The 18,488-nt window shown below is 70.0% G+C and carries 30 protein-coding genes; all 30 read left to right on the top strand.

What is annotated here, in order from left to right:
• The first annotated feature begins 2 nt into the window (after positions 1 to 2).
• The 30 genes from WFJ01_RS05560 (at position 3) to WFJ01_RS05705 (ending at position 18,484) form a co-directional block, all read left to right on the top strand.
• The gene (locus tag WFJ01_RS05560; protein WP_336628449.1) at positions 3 to 815 is read left to right on the top strand and encodes a fibronectin type III domain-containing protein; all 813 of its coding nucleotides are present in this window, start codon (positions 3 to 5) and stop codon (positions 813 to 815) included.
• A gap of 69 nt (positions 816 to 884) precedes the next feature.
• Positions 885 to 2,333 carry a peptidoglycan-binding protein gene (locus WFJ01_RS05565; RefSeq protein WP_336628450.1) on the top strand — a complete coding sequence of 483 codons (1,449 nt, stop codon included), beginning with the start codon at positions 885 to 887 and terminating at the stop codon, positions 2,331 to 2,333.
• Positions 2,330 to 2,578, top strand: coding sequence for a hypothetical protein (locus tag WFJ01_RS05570; protein ID WP_336628451.1), 249 nt, complete (start codon positions 2,330 to 2,332; stop codon positions 2,576 to 2,578). Before WFJ01_RS05565 ends, WFJ01_RS05570 begins: the two co-directional genes overlap by 4 nt.
• Before the next feature lie 8 nt (positions 2,579 to 2,586).
• On the top strand, positions 2,587 to 5,349 hold the full coding sequence (locus WFJ01_RS05575) for a hypothetical protein (protein ID WP_336628452.1): 2,763 nt from the start codon (positions 2,587 to 2,589) through the stop codon (positions 5,347 to 5,349).
• Positions 5,346 to 5,675 carry a hypothetical protein gene (locus WFJ01_RS05580; protein ID WP_336628453.1) on the top strand — a complete coding sequence of 110 codons (330 nt, stop codon included), beginning with the start codon at positions 5,346 to 5,348 and terminating at the stop codon, positions 5,673 to 5,675. The genes WFJ01_RS05575 and WFJ01_RS05580 overlap by 4 nt, the downstream gene beginning before the upstream one ends.
• Entirely contained in the window at positions 5,672 to 5,947 is a 276-nt protein-coding gene (locus tag WFJ01_RS05585; protein WP_336628454.1) for a holin, read from the top strand. The genes WFJ01_RS05580 and WFJ01_RS05585 overlap by 4 nt, the downstream gene beginning before the upstream one ends.
• A gap of 243 nt (positions 5,948 to 6,190) precedes the next feature.
• Positions 6,191 to 7,045, top strand: coding sequence for a hypothetical protein (locus WFJ01_RS05590; RefSeq protein ID WP_336628455.1), 855 nt, complete (start codon positions 6,191 to 6,193; stop codon positions 7,043 to 7,045).
• 92 nt (positions 7,046 to 7,137) lie between these two features.
• Complete coding sequence (locus WFJ01_RS05595; RefSeq protein ID WP_336628456.1) at positions 7,138 to 7,728, top strand: hypothetical protein; 591 nt, start codon at positions 7,138 to 7,140, stop codon at positions 7,726 to 7,728.
• Between the two features lie 185 nt (positions 7,729 to 7,913).
• Positions 7,914 to 8,750, top strand: coding sequence for a hypothetical protein (locus WFJ01_RS05600; protein WP_336628457.1), 837 nt, complete (start codon positions 7,914 to 7,916; stop codon positions 8,748 to 8,750).
• Positions 8,747 to 9,145 (top strand): hypothetical protein, encoded by a 399-nt coding sequence (locus WFJ01_RS05605; RefSeq protein ID WP_336628458.1) that lies wholly within the window; start codon positions 8,747 to 8,749, stop codon positions 9,143 to 9,145. The genes WFJ01_RS05600 and WFJ01_RS05605 overlap by 4 nt, the downstream gene beginning before the upstream one ends.
• Positions 9,142 to 9,327: a hypothetical protein gene (locus tag WFJ01_RS05610; protein ID WP_336628459.1), complete on the top strand. Its 186-nt coding sequence runs from the start codon at positions 9,142 to 9,144 to the stop codon at positions 9,325 to 9,327. The genes WFJ01_RS05605 and WFJ01_RS05610 overlap by 4 nt, the downstream gene beginning before the upstream one ends.
• Entirely contained in the window at positions 9,324 to 9,734 is a 411-nt protein-coding gene (locus WFJ01_RS05615; RefSeq protein ID WP_336628460.1) for a DUF4406 domain-containing protein, read from the top strand. Before WFJ01_RS05610 ends, WFJ01_RS05615 begins: the two co-directional genes overlap by 4 nt.
• On the top strand, positions 9,731 to 10,012 hold the full coding sequence (locus WFJ01_RS05620; RefSeq protein WP_336628461.1) for a hypothetical protein: 282 nt from the start codon (positions 9,731 to 9,733) through the stop codon (positions 10,010 to 10,012). Before WFJ01_RS05615 ends, WFJ01_RS05620 begins: the two co-directional genes overlap by 4 nt.
• Positions 10,005 to 10,235 (top strand): hypothetical protein, encoded by a 231-nt coding sequence (locus WFJ01_RS05625; protein ID WP_336628462.1) that lies wholly within the window; start codon positions 10,005 to 10,007, stop codon positions 10,233 to 10,235. The genes WFJ01_RS05620 and WFJ01_RS05625 overlap by 8 nt, the downstream gene beginning before the upstream one ends.
• Positions 10,232 to 10,621 (top strand): hypothetical protein, encoded by a 390-nt coding sequence (locus WFJ01_RS05630; RefSeq protein WP_336628463.1) that lies wholly within the window; start codon positions 10,232 to 10,234, stop codon positions 10,619 to 10,621. The genes WFJ01_RS05625 and WFJ01_RS05630 overlap by 4 nt, the downstream gene beginning before the upstream one ends.
• A gap of 136 nt (positions 10,622 to 10,757) precedes the next feature.
• On the top strand, positions 10,758 to 11,114 hold the full coding sequence (locus WFJ01_RS05635; protein WP_336628464.1) for a hypothetical protein: 357 nt from the start codon (positions 10,758 to 10,760) through the stop codon (positions 11,112 to 11,114).
• Positions 11,111 to 11,356 (top strand): hypothetical protein, encoded by a 246-nt coding sequence (locus WFJ01_RS05640; RefSeq protein WP_336628465.1) that lies wholly within the window; start codon positions 11,111 to 11,113, stop codon positions 11,354 to 11,356. Before WFJ01_RS05635 ends, WFJ01_RS05640 begins: the two co-directional genes overlap by 4 nt.
• Entirely contained in the window at positions 11,353 to 11,589 is a 237-nt protein-coding gene (locus WFJ01_RS05645; RefSeq protein WP_336628466.1) for a hypothetical protein, read from the top strand. The genes WFJ01_RS05640 and WFJ01_RS05645 overlap by 4 nt, the downstream gene beginning before the upstream one ends.
• Positions 11,586 to 11,816 carry a hypothetical protein gene (locus tag WFJ01_RS05650; protein WP_336628467.1) on the top strand — a complete coding sequence of 77 codons (231 nt, stop codon included), beginning with the start codon at positions 11,586 to 11,588 and terminating at the stop codon, positions 11,814 to 11,816. Before WFJ01_RS05645 ends, WFJ01_RS05650 begins: the two co-directional genes overlap by 4 nt.
• Positions 11,817 to 11,827: 11 nt before the next feature.
• On the top strand, positions 11,828 to 12,229 hold the full coding sequence (locus tag WFJ01_RS05655) for a hypothetical protein (RefSeq protein WP_336628468.1): 402 nt from the start codon (positions 11,828 to 11,830) through the stop codon (positions 12,227 to 12,229).
• Positions 12,226 to 12,471 (top strand): hypothetical protein, encoded by a 246-nt coding sequence (locus tag WFJ01_RS05660; RefSeq protein ID WP_336628469.1) that lies wholly within the window; start codon positions 12,226 to 12,228, stop codon positions 12,469 to 12,471. Before WFJ01_RS05655 ends, WFJ01_RS05660 begins: the two co-directional genes overlap by 4 nt.
• Entirely contained in the window at positions 12,468 to 12,716 is a 249-nt protein-coding gene (locus WFJ01_RS05665; protein ID WP_336628470.1) for a hypothetical protein, read from the top strand. The genes WFJ01_RS05660 and WFJ01_RS05665 overlap by 4 nt, the downstream gene beginning before the upstream one ends.
• A complete protein-coding gene (locus WFJ01_RS05670) occupies positions 12,713 to 13,135 on the top strand; it encodes a hypothetical protein (protein ID WP_336628471.1) in 423 nt (140 codons plus the stop codon). The genes WFJ01_RS05665 and WFJ01_RS05670 overlap by 4 nt, the downstream gene beginning before the upstream one ends.
• 34 nt (positions 13,136 to 13,169) lie before the next feature.
• The gene (locus WFJ01_RS05675; protein ID WP_336628472.1) at positions 13,170 to 13,517 is read left to right on the top strand and encodes a hypothetical protein; all 348 of its coding nucleotides are present in this window, start codon (positions 13,170 to 13,172) and stop codon (positions 13,515 to 13,517) included.
• Between the two features lie 268 nt (positions 13,518 to 13,785).
• Entirely contained in the window at positions 13,786 to 14,517 is a 732-nt protein-coding gene (locus WFJ01_RS05680) for a recombination directionality factor (protein WP_336628473.1), read from the top strand.
• 113 nt (positions 14,518 to 14,630) lie between these two features.
• Positions 14,631 to 14,915, top strand: coding sequence for a glutaredoxin family protein (locus WFJ01_RS05685; protein ID WP_336628474.1), 285 nt, complete (start codon positions 14,631 to 14,633; stop codon positions 14,913 to 14,915).
• Positions 14,912 to 15,196: a hypothetical protein gene (locus WFJ01_RS05690; RefSeq protein ID WP_336628475.1), complete on the top strand. Its 285-nt coding sequence runs from the start codon at positions 14,912 to 14,914 to the stop codon at positions 15,194 to 15,196. Before WFJ01_RS05685 ends, WFJ01_RS05690 begins: the two co-directional genes overlap by 4 nt.
• Entirely contained in the window at positions 15,193 to 15,456 is a 264-nt protein-coding gene (locus WFJ01_RS05695) for a hypothetical protein (RefSeq protein WP_336628476.1), read from the top strand. Before WFJ01_RS05690 ends, WFJ01_RS05695 begins: the two co-directional genes overlap by 4 nt.
• Positions 15,449 to 15,817: a hypothetical protein gene (locus WFJ01_RS05700; protein WP_336628477.1), complete on the top strand. Its 369-nt coding sequence runs from the start codon at positions 15,449 to 15,451 to the stop codon at positions 15,815 to 15,817. The genes WFJ01_RS05695 and WFJ01_RS05700 overlap by 8 nt, the downstream gene beginning before the upstream one ends.
• A gap of 162 nt (positions 15,818 to 15,979) precedes the next feature.
• Positions 15,980 to 18,484 carry a phage/plasmid primase, P4 family gene (locus tag WFJ01_RS05705; RefSeq protein ID WP_336628478.1) on the top strand — a complete coding sequence of 835 codons (2,505 nt, stop codon included), beginning with the start codon at positions 15,980 to 15,982 and terminating at the stop codon, positions 18,482 to 18,484.
• Positions 18,485 to 18,488: the final 4 nt, after the last annotated feature.

Below are 18,488 nucleotides of genomic sequence, written 5' to 3' on the forward strand. Positions count from 1 at the left end.
CCATGGCATCCAACGACGGCGTCTTCTCGGCGCGCAGCGGCTACCGACTCCGCCTGGTCGTGAACGAGGCCGGACAGTCCTACTCCGGCAATTACACGGACGTCAACTGGGCTCTCTACATCGTGGACACGACCGGGAACGGCTCGTGGGACTTCGGCTCCTACCCCTGGAGCGCGAGCATCTCGGGGCAGGGCTGGAACGGGGCGACGGGCTACGACTTCCGCGGCTACAACACCCTCCTACTCGGATCCGGCACGCGCCGCGTCGGCCACGACGGGAACGGCAACGCCAACATCGGCTCCTCTGCGAGCTTCGGCGGCAACTCCACCATCGGAACCGCCTACGTCGAGGTCTGGCAGACCCTCACGCGCATCCCGCAGTACCCCGGCGCGCCGCTCATCTCGGGCACCGTCGGCGGGACTCCGCTGGGCTTCTCCGACGTCACCCCGACGACCGCGCGCGTCCGCTTCTCCTTCACCACGGACGGCGGCTCGCCCATCAACGGCTGGCAGCTCCAGTACGCGACCGATGCGGCCTTCACCCAGAACGTAGTGACCATCTCCTCCTCCGGGACGTCCGATCTGACCGGCCTCCTGCCAGGGACGACCTACTACGCGCGAGCACGCGGGAGCAACCAGGCCCGCGGCTGGGGGCCGTGGTCCGCGACGGCCTCCGCCACCACGCTGCCCTCGCTGTCGGTCTCGGACGGCACCTCCTGGGGGTCCGCCCAGATCTTCGTATCGAACGGCACCGCCTGGACCTCCTACCCCATCCAGTACAGCGACGGGACCTCCTGGCTCAACCCCACGGTCTAGCGCCCTTCCTCATCGGGGCCGCTCTCTCACAAGGAGGGCGGCCCTTTCTCATCCCGAAAGGACCAGCCAATGGCAGCCCTCAAGAACCATCCCGGCATGTGGCTTCGCGACGACGCCGCAGCCGCCATCAACGCCCTGGAGGACAAGTACGGCGTCATCGTCATCAACTCCGCAGGGCGCACGGTCGAGGATCAGCAGAAGCTCATCGACGCCTACGACGCAGGCGACCCCAACGTCTTCATCCCTGCGCGGCCTCCCGAGACGTCCACGCACGTCATGGACGGCGGGATCGCGGTGGACGTCTACAACTACACGGACGACCGCGGCAAGCTCAACGAGTTCGGCTTCGAGTGGTACGGCAACGCCGACAAGGTCCACTACACCTTCCGCGGACGGCCCGGATCCGGCAACAACGCCGCGACGAGCTGGAACCGCACAGGGCGCAGCACCGCCGACATCCAGCGCCTTGTCGGGGCGAACCCGGACGGCATCCACGGCCCCGAGACGGACGCCAAGCTCCGCGCCTGGCAGGTCGCCAACCGCCTGGACGCCGATGGCATCTTCGGCGTGCTCTGTGATGCGGTGGGCTTCCCCATCGACACCGACGGGGATCCCGGCGTCCGCACCTTCGCGAAGCTCCAGCACCGCACGGGAGCGAAGATCGACGGAGAGCTGGGCGCGGACACCTGGGGCCGCCTCCAGACCGCCCTCGGCGTCCCGTCCGACGGCATCCCCGGCCCGGTCACTTACGAGGCCCTCCAGCGCGCCGTCGGTGCCAGCCCGGACGGCCTGATCGGCCCCGAGACGTGGCGCAAGACCCAGGCCTTCCTCAACACGGGGAAGCCGTTCCCGCGCGTGGGCGTCAACCCGACCTCGCCCGCGACGCCGACCGTGAAGGCCCCGGCTCGCCCGAGCGACGACACCGCCGTCCCCGGCGTGTGGCTCGGGAAGTGGTCCGATAACCGCGAGGCGCGCACCGACAAGGTCCGCTACTTCGTCGTTCACCACGCCGCCGACCCGCGGGACCCGGCCACCCAGGTGCAGCGCTTCATGTCTCCGAACGATCGCAGCGTCTCGCCCACGTGGTTCGTCGGTGCCGATGGCATCGCCCGGAAGATCGTTCACCCCGATGACCGGCAGTGGACGACCGGGCGCATCATCGACCAGCAGGCCGTGACCGTCGAGACGCAGAACGTCACCGGCGCGCCCACCTGGCTCATCTCCGACGAGTCGCACGAGCAGATCGCGCAGCTCGTGGTCTGGGCCGCGAAGCGCTACGGCTTCCCCATCGACCGCCAGCACGTCCTCGGCCACTCCGAGGCGCGCGCCGCGCTGGACCCGTCCATCGGGGCTACCGCGTGCCCCGGCCCGTCGATGGACCTGGACCGCATCGTGAAGCGCGCCCGCGAGCTGGCCTCCCCGGCTCCGGTCCCGACGCCGGACACCGTGCCGGTCAAGCGCTCCTGGCTGGAGTCGGTGCGAGACGGCATCAACGCCCTCCTGGGGCGTGTCGCGTGAGCACCGCCACCGGCCCCACCCCCGTCACCATCACGGTCCGCGAGGTCTACGACCTCCTCCTGGAGGTCCGTGACTCCGTCGCCATCGTCCCGACGCACGCCGACACCCTCAAGGACCACGAGACGCGCATCCGCGCGCAGGAAGCCCGCCGCACCGTCTCCCCGCGGGACCTGTGGACGGGCATCATCGGCGCGGCGTCCGCGGGCGCGGCCATCGCTTCCATCATCCAAGCCGTCATCAAGTAAGGAGCCCCATGTCCTCCGCCCATGGCTACGTTGTCGCCCACTACATCACGCCGCCTGGAGTCGCCCCGCTCCACGCTGAGGCGCAGGCTCAGGGCTCCGTCGTGTTCGCCCCGGACCGGGAGCAGGTCCTCCATGACCCGGCCCGGGGCGTCGCCCGCTCCCTCGTGGGCGCGACCATCAAGGACGGCGTCCTGACCGACAGCGACGGCGCGCCTGGCGTCTGGCTCGTGCATGGCGTTTACACGGTCACCGTCTCCCTCAAGGGCGCACGCCCGCGCACCTTCCCCATCCGCGTCGAGGACATCCACACCGCAGACGCTCCGCTGGATCTGAACCTCACGGCCACGCCCGACGTGGCCCCGTCCGTGGTCGTCATCGTCTCCGAGGCCGAACGCCTCCGTGCGGAGACCGCCGCGACGAGCGCCGAGGCCTCCGCCGTGAGCGCATCCGGGGCAGAGTCGCGCACCCTCGCCGCGCGGGATACCGCCGTCACGGCTGCCGCCTCCGCTGACACGTCCGCGGCCCAGGCTCATGCGTCCGAGACCCACGCCGCCGAGGTCTCGGCCCTCGCGCAGGCCGCCCAGACCGCAGCCTCCCTCAGCGAGACCCGCGCCGCCGCCTCCGAGACGACGGCTTCCGCCGCCGCCACCTCCGCAGCGTCGAGCGACCGCACCGCCGCCGAGAGCGCCCAGACCGCCACCACGAGCGCTACCGATGCCCTCGCCTCCGCGGGCGCTGCCAAGGCATCCGAGACCGCCGCCAAGGCATCCGAGACGGCCAGCGCCTCGGCGAAGACCGCCACAGAGGCCGCCCGTGACGCCACCCTCGCCGCCGCCATCCGCGAGCTTCGGGGGCGGGGCGCTCCCGTGGGCCGTGTCGCTGCCGCCCCCGGCACCTACTACACCGACGAGGACGGCACGAGCGGCGCGTGGCGCTGGCTCAAGACGGGCGGGACCGTGGCCTCCACCACCGAGTGGAGCGTGATCCACGGAGACTTCCGCGCTACGTCGTTCCGCCGACTGGGCGCTACCTGCTGGCTTGAGCGCACCCTCGCCGCCCCTGCGGCAGCGGGTGAGCTTCTTTGGTCTCAGAGCGGCCCCGGCGCGACCCCCGGCGTTCGCCGTGTCGGCGCGCAGGTCACCGTCGAGAGCGCCACCAACCTCCTCGCGGACCCGTCCTTCGAGAACGCCGGACCGGCTGTCGTCGTGCGGACGAACATCCTGACGAACCCGGCCCCGGCGTCCGTATCGAGCTGGGCCTCTCAGCTCGCCGCGACGATCGCTTACGCCGCGGGCGAGGTTACCGTGACGTGCTCCGGCACGACGGCAAATGAAGGGGTCGTCACCAACGCGGTGAACGACACGACGGCCCGACCGAACGTCTCGGGCGGCATGTGGGTGAGCGCTCCGGCTGGGACCTCGCTCTACATCCAGGCGCGAGCGAACGGCAGCACCACCGGCTCCGCACAGACCAATTTCACGGCTACCGGCACGTGGCAGTGGGTGAAGGCCGAGAACGCCAGCTCTTCCACCTCCGGCGCGCACGTCCTCATGGTGCGCACCCTGACCACGCAGGCCGTGGTCTTCAAGGTCAAGCAGGCCATCATGGAGCTTTCGCCCGTCGTCGGGAGCTACTTCGACGGCGCGACCCAGCCCGTGCTCGCCACCAACCTGGCGCTCAACCCGAACGCGAACGCCGCAGGCCCCGGCTTCAACAACAACAACGGGGCCATCTGGACGAGCACCCGGAACGCGCCTGTGCCCGCCGCACACCCGCAGGGGATCACCACGTGCGCCTCAAGCACGGTCGCGCCCGGGCAGACGTCCACCCTGGTGCTGTCGCTCTACAACATCGATGCGCTGACGAACACTGGCCCTGCCCGTGCCATTGGCGCATGGTTCTACGTCACCGCGGATGGCTACCAGGCGCGGATCCTCAGCAATGCCCCGGTGGCGCTGGCCGCGAACACCTGGACGTGGATCACGGGCCAGGTTGCCGCGAACGCTTACGCCAGCGCAGCCGTCGAGAAGATCACCGGCAACGCTGGCGCGTCGGACATCGGCTACATCACCGGCGTGACGGCCTACGCAGGCAGCACGGCACCGACGCGCACCCTCGCGGGAGGCGTGACCCCGCCTCCCGGCTTCGCGTCCGCCTGGACCGGCACGGGCAACGCCTCGCCGACGATCCTCTGGGACGCGGACTTCACCATCCGCTGGACCGCCACGGCGAACGCGAGCACGAGCGAGCTTCGAGGCACGAGCATCCCAGGGCTCTCCATGTCCGGATGCGTCGCGATCCGCTCCGCGCGCTGGGCGAAGTACGGGACGTACTCCATGCGGCTCATCGCCACCGGCCCGCTGGCCAACACCTACGTCTACTTCAACAAGACGGGAGCGGTCACGGGCGTGGCAGTCGCCCACCTGGAGGCTCCGCTGGCTGAGCCGCTCGCGGCGTACTCCCGAGCCCTCCGCATCAACGGCGGCACCACGCCACAGGCCCAGGCCCCGAACGTCGCGGGAGATACCGAGCTTCGCGTCTACCAGCCCGACACGTCGGCCAGCGCCGCTGTGATCTTCGGCCACGGCGGACGCGCCGGGACCGCGGATGTCTGGTGGGACGCCGCGACCATCGTGGCGGGCAACTACTCCGGCCCTGCGCTCCCCGCAGCGGGCCTCAACACGGTTGCCTCCGCTTCCGTCGCCCTCCCTGCCGGGACCGCTGTCCGCGAGTCCTGGCCCACCACCGACACCTGGATTGGAACCGCATGACCTACAACGCCATTGCCGAGATGACCCGGGACCCGGACCTCCGCCAGCGTCTCTACGCCTGCGCGGGGTCCGAGGGCCTCCCGGATCCTCAGCACTTCATCGACCGGCGCATCTGGGAAATCGTCGCTAACCCCGACTTCGCCGACGCATACAAGGCCGCGAGCGAGACCGGCGTGCCCGCCCCGGGCAAGGACGAGGGCGTGATCCCTGACGCCGTGATCCTCGCGCACGTCCAGCCCCTCATCCAGCCCCCGGCCCCCGCGCCGGAACCGGAGGCACCCACCGAGACCCCCATCGAGACCCCCACGGAGGAGACCCCCGTATGACCAATCCCCTCACCCGCGCGCAGCTCCGCGAAGCCAGCCAGCGGCCCCTCTTCACGGCCCGCTTCTGGGCGGACCTCGCCGAGCGCGTCATCACATCGGCAGCAGGCGGCGCGCTCGCCGTCATGACGCTGGACGGCTTCGACCTCATCGCGGGCGACACCCCGCTTGCTCTCGCCATCGGCGCGGGCACCGCAGCGCTCATGTCCCTGCTCAAGGGCGTGGCGGCAGCGGGCGGCGGGACTGGCTCCGCGTCGCTCGTGCCGAGCGTCTGACCGCATGACAAAGGCCCCCGTGCTGGCTCCCCACGAGCCCCGCACGGGGGCCTTTCGCCGTTCCCCCAGCAGATCGGCGAGGGCGTCCCCGCGAGCGACCATACCGCGAACACCCGATCCCACGCAAGGAGACTTGCGCGCGTTTAAACGCCCCGACCCCAAGAGTCGGGGCTTTTCGTCGTCCTGGGCACCCACGCGCCGCCAGGCGCACTCCTCCGGGACACCTATCGAGAGGAGCGCCGCATGGCGACCGACACCTACCCCATCGCCCACCCGACCGAGCCGGGGCTGTACGAGGCAGCGGGCTACCCGCTCAGTGCCGACTTCTGGCCCATCCGAGTCTTCGAGGACGGCAGAGCCGCCGAGGTCCCCCTGCCCCCGCGAGACGAGCGCACCTGGATCATCGAGAACTTCGCGAGCTACGCCAAGGACGTCGGCCCGTTCCGGCGCATCGACGCCGACGGCAAGCCGCTGCCGACCGCCCCCCACGTCATCGGCCTGGTGGGCAAGAAGCGCACCGGCAAGGACACGACCGCCCGCGCCCTGGTCGAGCACGGCTACACGCCCATCGCCTTCGCGGATCCGCTCCGCGACATGGCCCTCGCCATCGACCCCGTCGTCGGCTGGCAGGAGGCCCCCGCCTCCTCATGGGAGCCGCGCGGGATGCCGACGCCGATCTACTACTCCGACGCCCTCCGCCTCTACGGCTACGAGAAGGCCAAGGAGCACTTCCCGGAGTTCCGTCGCTTCCTCCAGCGCCTCGGCACGGAGGGCGTCCGCGACGTCCTGGGCAAGCAGTACGGCCTCCGTGACCTGATCGGAGACGACCTCTGGATTGTGCTCGCCGAGCAGCGCATCCAGGCTGCCGAGACGCCCCTGGTCTTCACGGACGTGCGCTTCCCGAACGAGGCCGAGCTGATCGAGAAGTACGGCGAAACGGTCCGCATCGTCCGCCCGATGCTCGCGCCGTCCACGGACGATCACCCGAGCGAGACGGCGCTGGACCACTACTCCACCACCTACGTCCTGACGAACGACTCCACGCGCGACGGCCTCGCCTCCGCCGTGGATGACATGGTCACGGCGCTGAAACCCTGACCGCCTATGATGAAGCCCTCCATGCACCAGCGTGGGGGGCTTCTGGCGTGTGGAGCCTTGCGCAAGGAGCCTTCGGTGCTACCGTGGGCAACATGACCACTTCTGCAGTCCCTTCGGCTGTAGCCGAGCTACAGCGGCGTGCCGCTGACGGCATGCGCACGTTCATGCACTCCAAGGAGCGCGAGGTGCGGACCATGGCCGCTAGGGCCGCCGCCGTCGCTCTCGTGGACGCCCGCCCTCACTTCCAGATGCGCGACGGATCCCCCGACCTTCTGGGGCGCTCCGCCGAGTATCGCGAGTTCGTCACCCGGGCGCAGGACGAGGCGGGGGTCCCCCGCGACGACCGCGCCTCTGTCCAGGCAGCCATCCGCTACCATGTCTCTCCGCTCCTCCGAGAGCGCCACGCCAAGGAGGTGGAGGCGCTGGGCCTCTCCGCTGGATCATCCGTCGAGCGTGGCCGCCGCCGTAAGGAGCGTGACAGCCGCGTAGTGTCCCTCTTCGCTGGCGGCTCTGAGCTGGACGACGTCCACGACGTGTCCATGGTCGCCAACCTGGCGCGGCTGGGCGTCTCGCGCGTCTCCGGGTGGCCGGAGGGGACGACGCCGCAGCAGCAGAAACGCATCCTCGCCGAGTTCGAGAACCTCGCCGCAGCCGTCGCCGCGGCGCAGGAGCGGCTCTCCTGACGATCTGACGCAGAAACCGTCATTTCTCTTTCCACCTTCTAGGGATCTCTCCTTCAAGGCGGGATAGGGAAATGACGGTTTCTGCGTCATAGCGTCACCGCCCCGCCCCGACTGGGCACTGGCACCTCGCCAGGCGCACTCCTACGTGTCACCAATCCCCGACACGCAAGGAGGCCCCTGGCCCCATGACGACCCCCAAAGTAAAGACTCTGAGCCGCGCCGCTGGCCGGTTCTACGTGGACCCCGGAAACGGCACCAAGCACCCCGGCGTCACCTCCATCCTCAAGAACATCAACAAGGACTTCCTCCAGCACTGGGCCGCCAAGCTCGTGGCCGAGGAGGCAGTCAACAACCTTGACGAGCTGATCCCTCTCATGCGGCGCAACCCCGAGGCCGCCATCGACATGCTCAAGGGCACCCCCCGTCGCTTCACCAAGAAGTCAGCCGACGAGGGCACCGCAGCGCATGACATCTTCGAGCGCATGGCGGGCGGCGAGGACGTCAAGGCACGCTTCCTGCCCGAGTTCCTCCGCCCGTACCGCGACCACTTCGCTGAGTTCCTGGACGTGTGTCAGCCCGAGTACCTCGCCATGGAGGACACGGTCTGGAGCGACAAGTACGGCTACGCCGGATCCTTCGACGCCAAGGCGAAGATCAACGGTCAGGTCATCTGGCTGGACAACAAGACGACTCGCAGCGGCGTTCACGATGAAGTCGGCCTCCAGCTCTCCGCGTACCGCTTCGCGGAGTTCATCATGTCGCCCGACGGCACCCGCACGGCGAACGACCCCGGAGACGGTGCCGCCGTCCTCCACGTCCGCCCCGAGGGCTGGCACCTGACGCCCGTCCGCGCCGACGAAACCATGTTCGAGATGTTCCTGGACCTCCGGCGCGTCTTCGAGTGGGACGACCTCAAGAGGACCGTCGTCTCCACGCCCGTCGCCAGCGGCCCCGATGGGGCCAAGCTCGTGCGCCGCCACCGTACCCCTCACGCACAGACAGGAAACACCCTCCGCCCATGAGCATCATCGAAATCCGCCTGGATATGTCCGAGGTGACGCGCGATACCACCACCTATCTCCGCGCACTCGCCGACGCCATCGACCCGCAGTCGAGCCCACCGAGCGACCCGCCGACGGAACCCGCCGCTCCCCAGCGCTTCGTGGAAGTCATCGACCGCACCGGCGATCATGGCATCCGGGACAACGAGCGAGGCCGCGTGGCCGACTTCCTCACAGGCCGCAGCGGCTCCGCCGAGCCCGCCCGGATCGCGCACATGCGCTACTCGCTCGCGATGCTGAACGCCGGGACGCTCCGCCCCGAGGACGTCACCTACAGCGCCGATGAGGACTCCGGCAACGTGGCGTGGTCGCTCCCCTCCGACCTGTACCCGCCGTACACGGAGGCTTCTGCATGAGCACCTCATCCGCAGTCCGTGAGGCCCTGACCCAGGCCCGCGACAACGCCCAGCGCACGGCGGACTCCCTCGCCGCCGACATCAGCTACCACGAGCGCGAGGTGGCGCGCCTCCGCGACCGGCGCGCCCGCGCGCTCTCCGAGGTGGCCGACCTGGTCACCGCTCTGGAGGCCGCCAAGTGAGCGACGCCCCAACGCCGGACGTCGAGACCGTAGAGGGTGAGGCCGACCGCTTCACCCTCTACATCTCCGGCCCCATGACCGGCATCCCGCACTGGAACTACCCCGCGTTCATCGACGCCGCCGCGGAGCTTCGCATCTGGGGCTTCAACGTCATCAGCCCGCACGAGCTGGATCAGGACGCAGGCGTAGACCCCGCCGCCGAGTGGACAGGGGCCATGCGCCGCGAAGCCATCGCCCGCGACGTCGAGGCCGTGGCCAAGCACGCCGACGGCGTCGCAGTCCTGGACGGCTGGGCCGCCTCCTTCGGCGCTCGCGCTGAGGTGGCCGTGGCCGGTGCCCTTCAACTCCCCATCCAGACGATCCACGAGTGGATCGCAGAAGCCCGAGAGGATGCAGCCGCATCATGAGCTACCACCTGTCCGCCACCCTCGCCGAGGGACGTCCGCACGTCCTGGTCTCGCTGACCGCCATCAGCGTAGACGGCAGCCTGGAGGCCAACACCCTGGACGAGGCCCGCCAGCTCCGTCGCGGCCTGGGCCAGGCCTTCCACGAGGTCACCCAGGCCATCCGTGCCGAGAAGCGCCGCCTCCGCGCCGAGGCTCGCGCAGCGCGCGCCCGCCGTCGCCAGGACACCCGCGACCTCGCGCGCGTCTCCGCCTACGCCACGGGGGCCGCCCGTGGCTAGGCGGGCGAGCGACGACACCGGACGCGCCTTCTACGTCCGCGCGGTCTACGAGCTGGCGAGCGGCGACCACACGACGATCTACGGCCCCTACGCGACCCGCCCCGCCGCCAAAGCACAGGCGACCCGCGCGCTCGCCATGGGGTCGCGCAACGGTCGCCGCGTGCATGCGTTCATCCAGACGCTCGTGGTCGCCAGCGAGCGCTACGTGGGGACCGACGAGTGACCGCTGACCTCCCTATCCACGGGGACCGCGCCGCCCTCATCTGGCTGGCCGGTCTCCTGGAGGGCGAAGGCGCGTTCGACCTTCACCGGCAGCGCTACCCGCGTATCCGCCTCCAGATGACCGACCGCGACGTGGTAGACCGCGCCGCGCAGCTCATGGGAACGTCCGTGCGCGCCTCGCTCAAGCGGCCCCCGGCCTCCACGACCTGGAACGCCGAGGTATCCGGAGAGCGCGCCGCTACCCTCATGGCGCAGCTCCTCCCCTACATGGGAGCGCGCCGCTCCCGGCGCATCGGCGACACCCTCGCTGGCTACGCCTACTACAAGGGCCACGACCGCCCGAGCCTCCCCGGCCCGAGCCTGGAGGCCCTTCCCGCCGCTGCCTAGCGGGACTCCCCGACAGGCCCCCGTCGCCCCTCTTCACGAGGTGGCCGCGGGGGCTTTTCGCATTTTCTGGGCAGCCCCGAGCACCCAGGCCCACTCCTCTTCGTCACCAACAACAACCCCAGAGGAGTGAAACCCCATGGAGTACCCCATCACCACGCCGAGCGAGCCGGGACAGTACGAGTCCGAGAAGCTGGGCGACCGCGCGCACCTCCAGATCAACGAGCGGGGCCAGGCTTCCACCGTGGTCAGCCGCTACGGCGTCGAGTACACGCACCCCATCCTCAACCTCGCCGCCTGGGCCGCCGAGTACGGCCCCTTCCGCGAGCTGAGCGACACCGACCCCGAGCCGGACCCCGAGGCGCTCGCCGCCGAAGCAGCCCAGGTCGCGGCTGAGCTGGATGTAGTGCTCACGACCCTGGACACCGCCCAGATCGAGACCCTCGCCGCCCAGATCAAGGCCGACGCCACCGAGACCGAGAAGGCCGCAGCGTGAACGAGACCACCGAGACCACCGAGGCCGTGACGATCGCTCCCGGCGTCTACCACGACCGCGACGGCGATGTCTGGGCCGTCCTCCTGGATCAGACCGCCGTCGCCCTGGCCGACCACGCCGAGGGTGCGCCGACATACCAGGAGTTCGCCCGCATGGCGTTCGTCCCGGTCGACGCGGCGGCTCTGGCCGCCGACTTCGGCCCACTCACGGCCATCCACCTCTTCCCGGAGGCCCAGGCATGAGTACCGCAGAGCAGCACTTCACCGCCGTGGTGACCGTCCACGCGACGACGAGCACTCCGGAGACGGACTCACTCCGCGACAGCTACGGGCGCGAGGTGCGCAAGGTCACCACCGGGAAGGTCCGGAAGGACTCCACCGAGGTCCTCAAGCTCCAGCTCCGTGGCTCCAGCGTGGACGAGGTCTCCGACAAGGTCACCGCCGTCATGGCCGCCATCAAGGGGACCGAGCTGTGACCCGCTCCGAGACCCAGCCCGACGACCTCGCCCCCGGCGTCTATCGCGACTTCGAGGGCGACCTCTGGGCCGTGGACCGCAACGGCATGGCCGTGGTCCTGACCTCCGTCCTGGAGGCCGACCTGTTCGGGTCCCCGCGCATCATCCCCGCGGACGAGCTGGGCAGCGGCATCCGCGCCGACGAGGCCCACGCCGCCTACCACCTCCGACTCATCAAGCCCTTCTGAAAGGCCAGCACATGACCGAACGCACCTTCTCCCCCGTCAATCTCGCAGACCTCCGCGAGGGCGACATCGTCCGCATCTCCAAGGGCGACGCCGCCCTGGTCGCCCCCGTGCGCAAGCACGCCCACTATGGCCTCTACGTCGATGTCCCTGGCCTGAACGTGGACACCGACGACATCGAGCTGGACGAGATGGCCGCTGCCGACGGCGTCACCCTGGAACGCGCCAACCCGCAGCTCCCGACCGAACCGGGCTTCTACCGCAACGCCTCGTGGGGAAGCCCCGCTCTGGGCTACCACCTCAACGAGCGCGGCGACTGGCACGTGCTCTGGTCCACCTCCGGGGCACCCGAGCCCCGCACCCCGCACCCCAGCGACCTGCCCCTGATCCGCCTCACCGAGGAGACCGCACGATGAGCCTTCCCAAGATCAACCCGTTCCAGCGCGCCATCCTGGTGGCCCTCAACCGCCTGGACAAGCACGTTTACGCGGGCCAGGAGACGCCCGCCGAGCGCGCGACGCGCCGTCGTGGTGATCGCCTGGACAGCGCCATGCGCGTCCCGGGCCAGAACCGCAAGGCCCGCCGCAGCGTCGCGCTGGCGCAGCGCTCCATCGAGCGCGCCGCCTACCGCCGCGCCATCAAGGAGGCGAGCAAGTGACCGCGCCCCGCTTCCGCCCCGGGACTGTCCGGGACGGGGCCGGAAGCGCGCGCGCCGTGATCGACACCGAGCGCGAGCTGGCCGCCGTCTTCGTCATGTTCGCCCCCGAGGTCGCAAGCATCGCCGACACCTTCAACTCCGATGCCGAGCACGCCGAGCGCGTCTACGAGTGGACGCCCTACGTGCACGCGCTCCTGGACGGCCCCGCCGACCCGCCCACGCCGCAGAACGGGGCTGCTCTGTGAAGCTCCGAACTCGGATCCTCTCCGGCGTCGGCGTGGCGGCCATCGCCGCGCTAGCCCTGACTGGCTGTGCCCCGGCGAAGTGCGATGCCTCCGCGCCGCGCGCGGCCATGGTGCCCGCGGTCTCCGTGATCCCTCACGTCCCCGTGATCCCGCATGTCGCCCCCAAGCCCGCTCCGGCACCCCGGACGACGACTCCGCGGTACAACCCGCCTCCCGCGCCCAAGCCAGCACCGGCACCCCAGCCCAAGCCCAAGCCCAAGCCTGCGCCCGCGCCGGTGCCCAAGCCCGTCCCGGCACCGTATCCGGTGGCACCGCGGCAGCAGCCGACCATCATCCACCAGGACTCCACTCCGTGGTTCCTGTGGTTCCTGATCGGCCAGTCCGCGGCCAGTCACGGCGGCGGCCCCTCGTGTCGCTAACCAGCCCCAGCAGCTCCAAGACGAAGGACAACACATGAAGATCAAGACCCGCATCGCCACCGCCCTCGCCGGGGTCGCGCTCGCCGCCGTCGCTCTCACGGGTTGCGGCGTGCCGTACAGCGGCGGCCCGACGACCGGCTGCACCGTCACCGACAAGTACGTGGACGTGCAGTCCAAGTCGTCGCGCAAGGTGATCGCCACTTCATGCGGCGTGTTCATGGTCGAGGACGAGCTGTCCACGGGCCAGTGGAACAGCGCCGACCTGTACGCCAAGATCCGCGTGGGCAAGACCTACGATCTGACGGCCTACGGCCCGCGAAACGGCTTCCTGTCCCTGTTCCCGAACGTCGCCGCCGCCACCGAGGTGGGCGCGGCCTCGTGACCCCGGACGAGCGTTGCGACCTCCTCGCAGCGTATGAGCCGGACGACCCCAAGCTGTACTCACTCCTGGAGGCTGCATGAGCACATCTGACCTCTGACCCCCCACCTAGAAGGCCCCTGCCCTCGCCACGATCCGGCGAACGGCGGGGGCCTTCTTGCGTTCCCGGCGCACATCCGATATGGGCAGCTAGCCCCCTCCAGGCCCACTCCTCCTTGTCACCCCGACACGCCCCCGCGAGGGGGTCCAACACACTGACAAGGACCACCACATGGCACTCAAGATCTTCGGCACCGACCCCGAGAACCAGCCCAAGCCGCGCCAGCGCTTCTCCGATGACTTCGTGGGCCAGCTCCACTCCGGCTACTCCCTGGACGGCGTCCCGTCCGCCCTGGAGGAGTGGCGCATCACGACCGGCGACCCGGACGTGGCCGAGCGCGTTCACGAGCTGTACGAGGGCGAGGCTCCCGAGGAGTGGGAGACCAAGTCCGAGCGCAACCTCCAGGTCTTCACCGACGCGAAGGCCATCGACGTCATCGTGGAGAGCGCCAAGGCCATCCGCCAGCGCATGATCCTCTGGGGCACCGACCGGAAGCCGGTCTACATCTCGGATGGCGAGTTCATCCTGGACGACGCCGGACACCCGACCGAGCAGCGCGACCCGGACGCCGACCTGACCTTCCAGGAGCGCAAGGACAAGAAGACCTGGGGCGCGAACCCCTCCGCCGAGCTGACCTTCCGCCTGGCCGACGACCCCGAGCTGGGCATCTTCGTCCTCAAGTCCAACTCCTGGGGCCTGGCGCACTTCCTCGCCGCCGAGGACATCGAGGGCCAGATCGAGAACGTCGGCGGTCCGGCGCTCCTCCGCCTCAAGCTCGTGCCGGTCTCCTTCAAGGCCAAGACGGGCGAGCGCAAGGGCAAGATGGTGAGCTTCACCGCCACGGAAATCGAGGTCCTGGGCGCGGCTCCGGCCATCGAGACCGCGGAGGCCGCCGCAGCCTGACCGGCACCCCTCCAGCTAGTTCCCTCCCTCTCTGAGACCCCCGCTCTGCCGTCTGAACCGACGGGGCGGGGGTCTCTCCGTATCGAAAGATCCCCATGCTTTACCCCCCTCTCATGACCGTTTACACCAAGCCCGAGGACGCACGCCCCGCGTGCCAGCAGTGCAACGCCACCAAGCGCAAGCTGGACCAGCTCCAGAAGGACGGGTGGCGAGGTGCCTACATCTCCGTGGACGTGACGGACCCGCGCAATGCCTCCGCCGTCGCCATGCTGGAGGCTCGTGGCGTCCGCCAGACCCCCTACGTCATCGTCACCCAGGAGGAAGGCGGCGTCGGCAAGACCGAGCTGGACGCCTGGGGCGGCTACATCCCCGACAAGCTCGTGGAGTGGGCACGATGAGCGCCGCCCGCCCCACATCCTGGATCGAGGATGTCGAGGAGGTCACCGACGCCGATGGGCAGACCGTCCGCGCAGGGGATCGCGTCGTCTACGCGACCACCTGGGGTCGCTCGCCGCGTCTCCGCTTCGGCCACGTCCTCCACATCGCCAGGCATGAGCGCGGCTACGGCAGCTCCCACGTCAAGATCCGGATCCAGCCCGAGGACGACGCCTGGGGACCGGCGCAGACCGTCTACATCGAGGCAGCGCTTGGCCGCTTCGTGAAGGTAGCCGCCCGATGAGGCCCGCCTGCACCATCGTCCTGGCCACCTCCGTCCATGACGGCAAGGGCTACGCCGAGGCCCTGGGCATCGAGGAGTTCCGCATTGGCACGCCGCTGAACGCCAGTAGCCTGGAGGGCCTCATTACCCGCGCAGTCGTCGTGACTCCGCGCTTCGCCATCCTGCTCGTGCGCGAGTCGCTGGATCCGGACTCCCGCGCGCGGCGCGTCTTCGACACGGCGAACCGCAACGCCATGCACTCAGGAGCGCCCCGTGGCTAACGCCGCCAAGCGCAAGGGCACCGCCTACGAGTCCGCCGTGGTCAAGTACCTCCAGGAGCACGGCATCCCGGCGCGTCGCGTCGCCCAGACCGGCCAGCTCGATACCGGCGACATCCACGGCATCGACCCCTTCGCAGGCCAGTGCAAGGCCTACAAGGACATGGCCTCCGCGCTCCGCGACGGCGTCGCCGGTGCCAACGTCCAGGCCCCGCGAGCAGGCCAGCCCTACGGCGTCGCCTTCATCAAGCGGCCCGGAAAGCCCATCGCCGACGGCTACGCGGTCATGGACGTGGCGACCTTCGCCAAGCTCCTCCGCGAGTTCAAGGACCGCCACGCGCGAGGGCTGCCGATCCCGCGCTGAGCACCCACCCCCGACAGGCCCCCTCCTCACTCCCGAGGCGGGGGCCTTCGTCGTTTCTGGGCACCGCCACGCCCCCAGGCGGTATCTCCCCGTGCCCCGCGCCTGGGCACCTCCAAGCACCCAGGCCCACTCCTCTTCGACCTACCGAAAGGACCCGCACCTATGCGCCTCTCTGACCTTCTGTCCCGACTCCCCGACGTGGAGGAAGCCGCCGACGGCTACCTGGCGACCTGCCCCGCCCACGACGACTCCCACGCCTCCCTCCGCGTCACCGTCTCCGAGGCGGGCAAGGTCCTGGTTCGTTGCCGCGCCATGTGCGAGACCCCCGCCGTCATGACGGCCCTCAAGCTGACCATGCGCGACCTCGCCCGCATGACCCCGGGCGACGAGGTCCCGCGCAACGTCAAGGCGACCTCCGCCGTCGCTGCCTCTCCTGCCGCCATCGCCTCTCTCGCCGTGAAGCTGGACGGCTACGCCTCCGTCATCAGCTCCGCCGAGGCCTTCGGCGACTCCTACGAGGGCGAGCTGAACGACGCGCGCGAGGCGCTTCTGTATGCCGAACACCGCTTCGGCATCAACGCCTCCGACGCTGAGCGCCTGGGCCTGGGCTTCGTGGACGACATCGGCGGCGGCCCCCGCCTGGTGGTCCCCTTCCGTACGCCCGACGGCGTCGCCCGAGGCTTCCAGGCCCGTGCCCTGGACAAGGAGGCCGCCGTCCGCTGGCAGGGTCCCAAGTCGCCCGAGGGCGGCGCATGGTCCCCGCTGGGCTACTTCCCTGGCGCGTCCGGCTGGGACGAGGTCCTCATCTGTGAGGGACCCGGCGACGCGCTCACCGGCGCAGCTCTGGGCTACGACACCATCGGCATCGCTGGAGCCGCGCGCGTCAACAACCCCGCCATCCTGGACGAGGTCGCGAGCTGGATCGGCGACCGCGAGGCCGTCATCGCTGGGGACGGGGACCCGGCTGGCCGCCGCTTCTCCGCCACCCTCGCCGAGGGCCTGACCAAGCGCGACATCCGCGTGCGCGTCCTGAACATGGACGATGGCCTGGACCTCACCGACTGGCGCGCCAAGGACCCCCAGGGCTTCTCCCGCGACGTCATCCGGGCCATCACCCAGGCCAAGCCCGTGAAGTCCCGCGAGGCGGCCCTGCTCGCCTGGGACGAGGACACCTACGCGCTCTCCGACCTGGGCGGCGCGCGCTACCTCCGCGACTACCTCAAGTCGCGCAGCTCCGGCGTCAAGTACACCGCCGAGGCTGGCTTCCTGATCCTGGAGGCAGGCGTCTGGCGGATCGATGACCGACAGACCGTCCGCACCCACGCCCAGGCCGTCGCCGACGTGGTCAAGCGCCTGGCTCGGGAAGCGAACGTCGCCAAGGACGCCGGAGGCACCGACGAGGAGCGCGACCGCGCCAAGGCCCGCGCTGGCCGCTTCACCCGCTACTCCCAGCACGTCCAGACGTCGCGCGGCATTGACTCGATGCTCCGCGAGCTGCAAGCCGTCGAGGGAGTCCCGGCGTCCATCCAGGACTTCGACCAGCACCCCGACCTCCTGGCCGTCAACAACGGCGTCATCGACCTTCGCACCGGCGAGCTCCGACCGCATGACCCGGACCTCCTCCTGTCGCGCAAGATCTCGCTGACCTACCGTCCGGAGGCCAAGGCACCGCGCTGGGAGGCGTTCCTGGCCGAGGTCTTCCCGCGCGACAAGCACATGCCCGCCTTCATGCGCCGCCTGATCGGCTACGGCATCACCGGCCTGACGACCGAGCAGTGTTTCGTCATCCACCTGGGCAAGGGCGCGAACGGAAAGAGCGTCTTCACGGACACCCTCACCGAGGTCTTCCGAGAAATCACCACCACCACGCCCTTCTCCACGTTCGAGTCCAAGCCCTCCGGAGGCATCCCCAACGACCTGGCCGCCCTCAAGGGCGCACGCCTGGTCATGGCTTCCGAGGGCGAGCAGGGCAAGCGGATGGCCGAGGCCATGCTCAAGCGCGTGACCGGGCGCGACCTCATCGCGGCCCGCTTCATGCGGCAAGAGTTCTTCGAGTTCCGACCTGCCTTCCTCCTCCAGCTCGCCACCAACTTCGAGCCCGGTTTCCGCGGCCAGGATGAGGGCCTCTGGCGGCGCGTCAAGCTCGTGAACTGGGAGCGCTACTTCGCCCCCGAGGAGCGCGACCCCCGCCTGGGCGACAAGCTCCTGGCGGAGGCCGAGGGGATCCTGACGTGGGCCGTCCGCGGCTCCCGCGAGTGGTACGCCGAGGGGCTGGGAGACCCCGCCACCGTCCGCGATGCGTCCAAGCAGTACCGCGACACCTCCGACATCCTCCAGGGTTTCCTCCCCGGCGTCTTCGAGCGCGCCGACGAGGAGCACAAGGTCAAGGGCGCGGACCTCTGGGCCGCCTTCCAGGCCTGGGCCGAGGAGGAGAACCTCCGGGACCTCCAGGGCTGGAGCCGCCGCGCCTTCTATGGCGCTCTCAAGGAGCGCGGCATCCACGTCCGCAAGGAGGCCGTCGGCCAGGTCTTCGCCGGGATCAAGCGGACCCCGCGCATCTCTGCGCACCCCGAGCAGGCCGCCCCAGAAATCGCTCGGGTAGGAGTGGGCACCCAGGCGCACTCCTCTGCAACACCAATCAGCGGCGCGGACCTCTCCGCGCTCTGACCCC

Origin of the sequence: Microbacterium sp. MMO-35 (assembly GCF_037147555.1) — a bacterium.
Classification (GTDB): domain Bacteria; phylum Actinomycetota; class Actinomycetes; order Actinomycetales; family Microbacteriaceae; genus Microbacterium.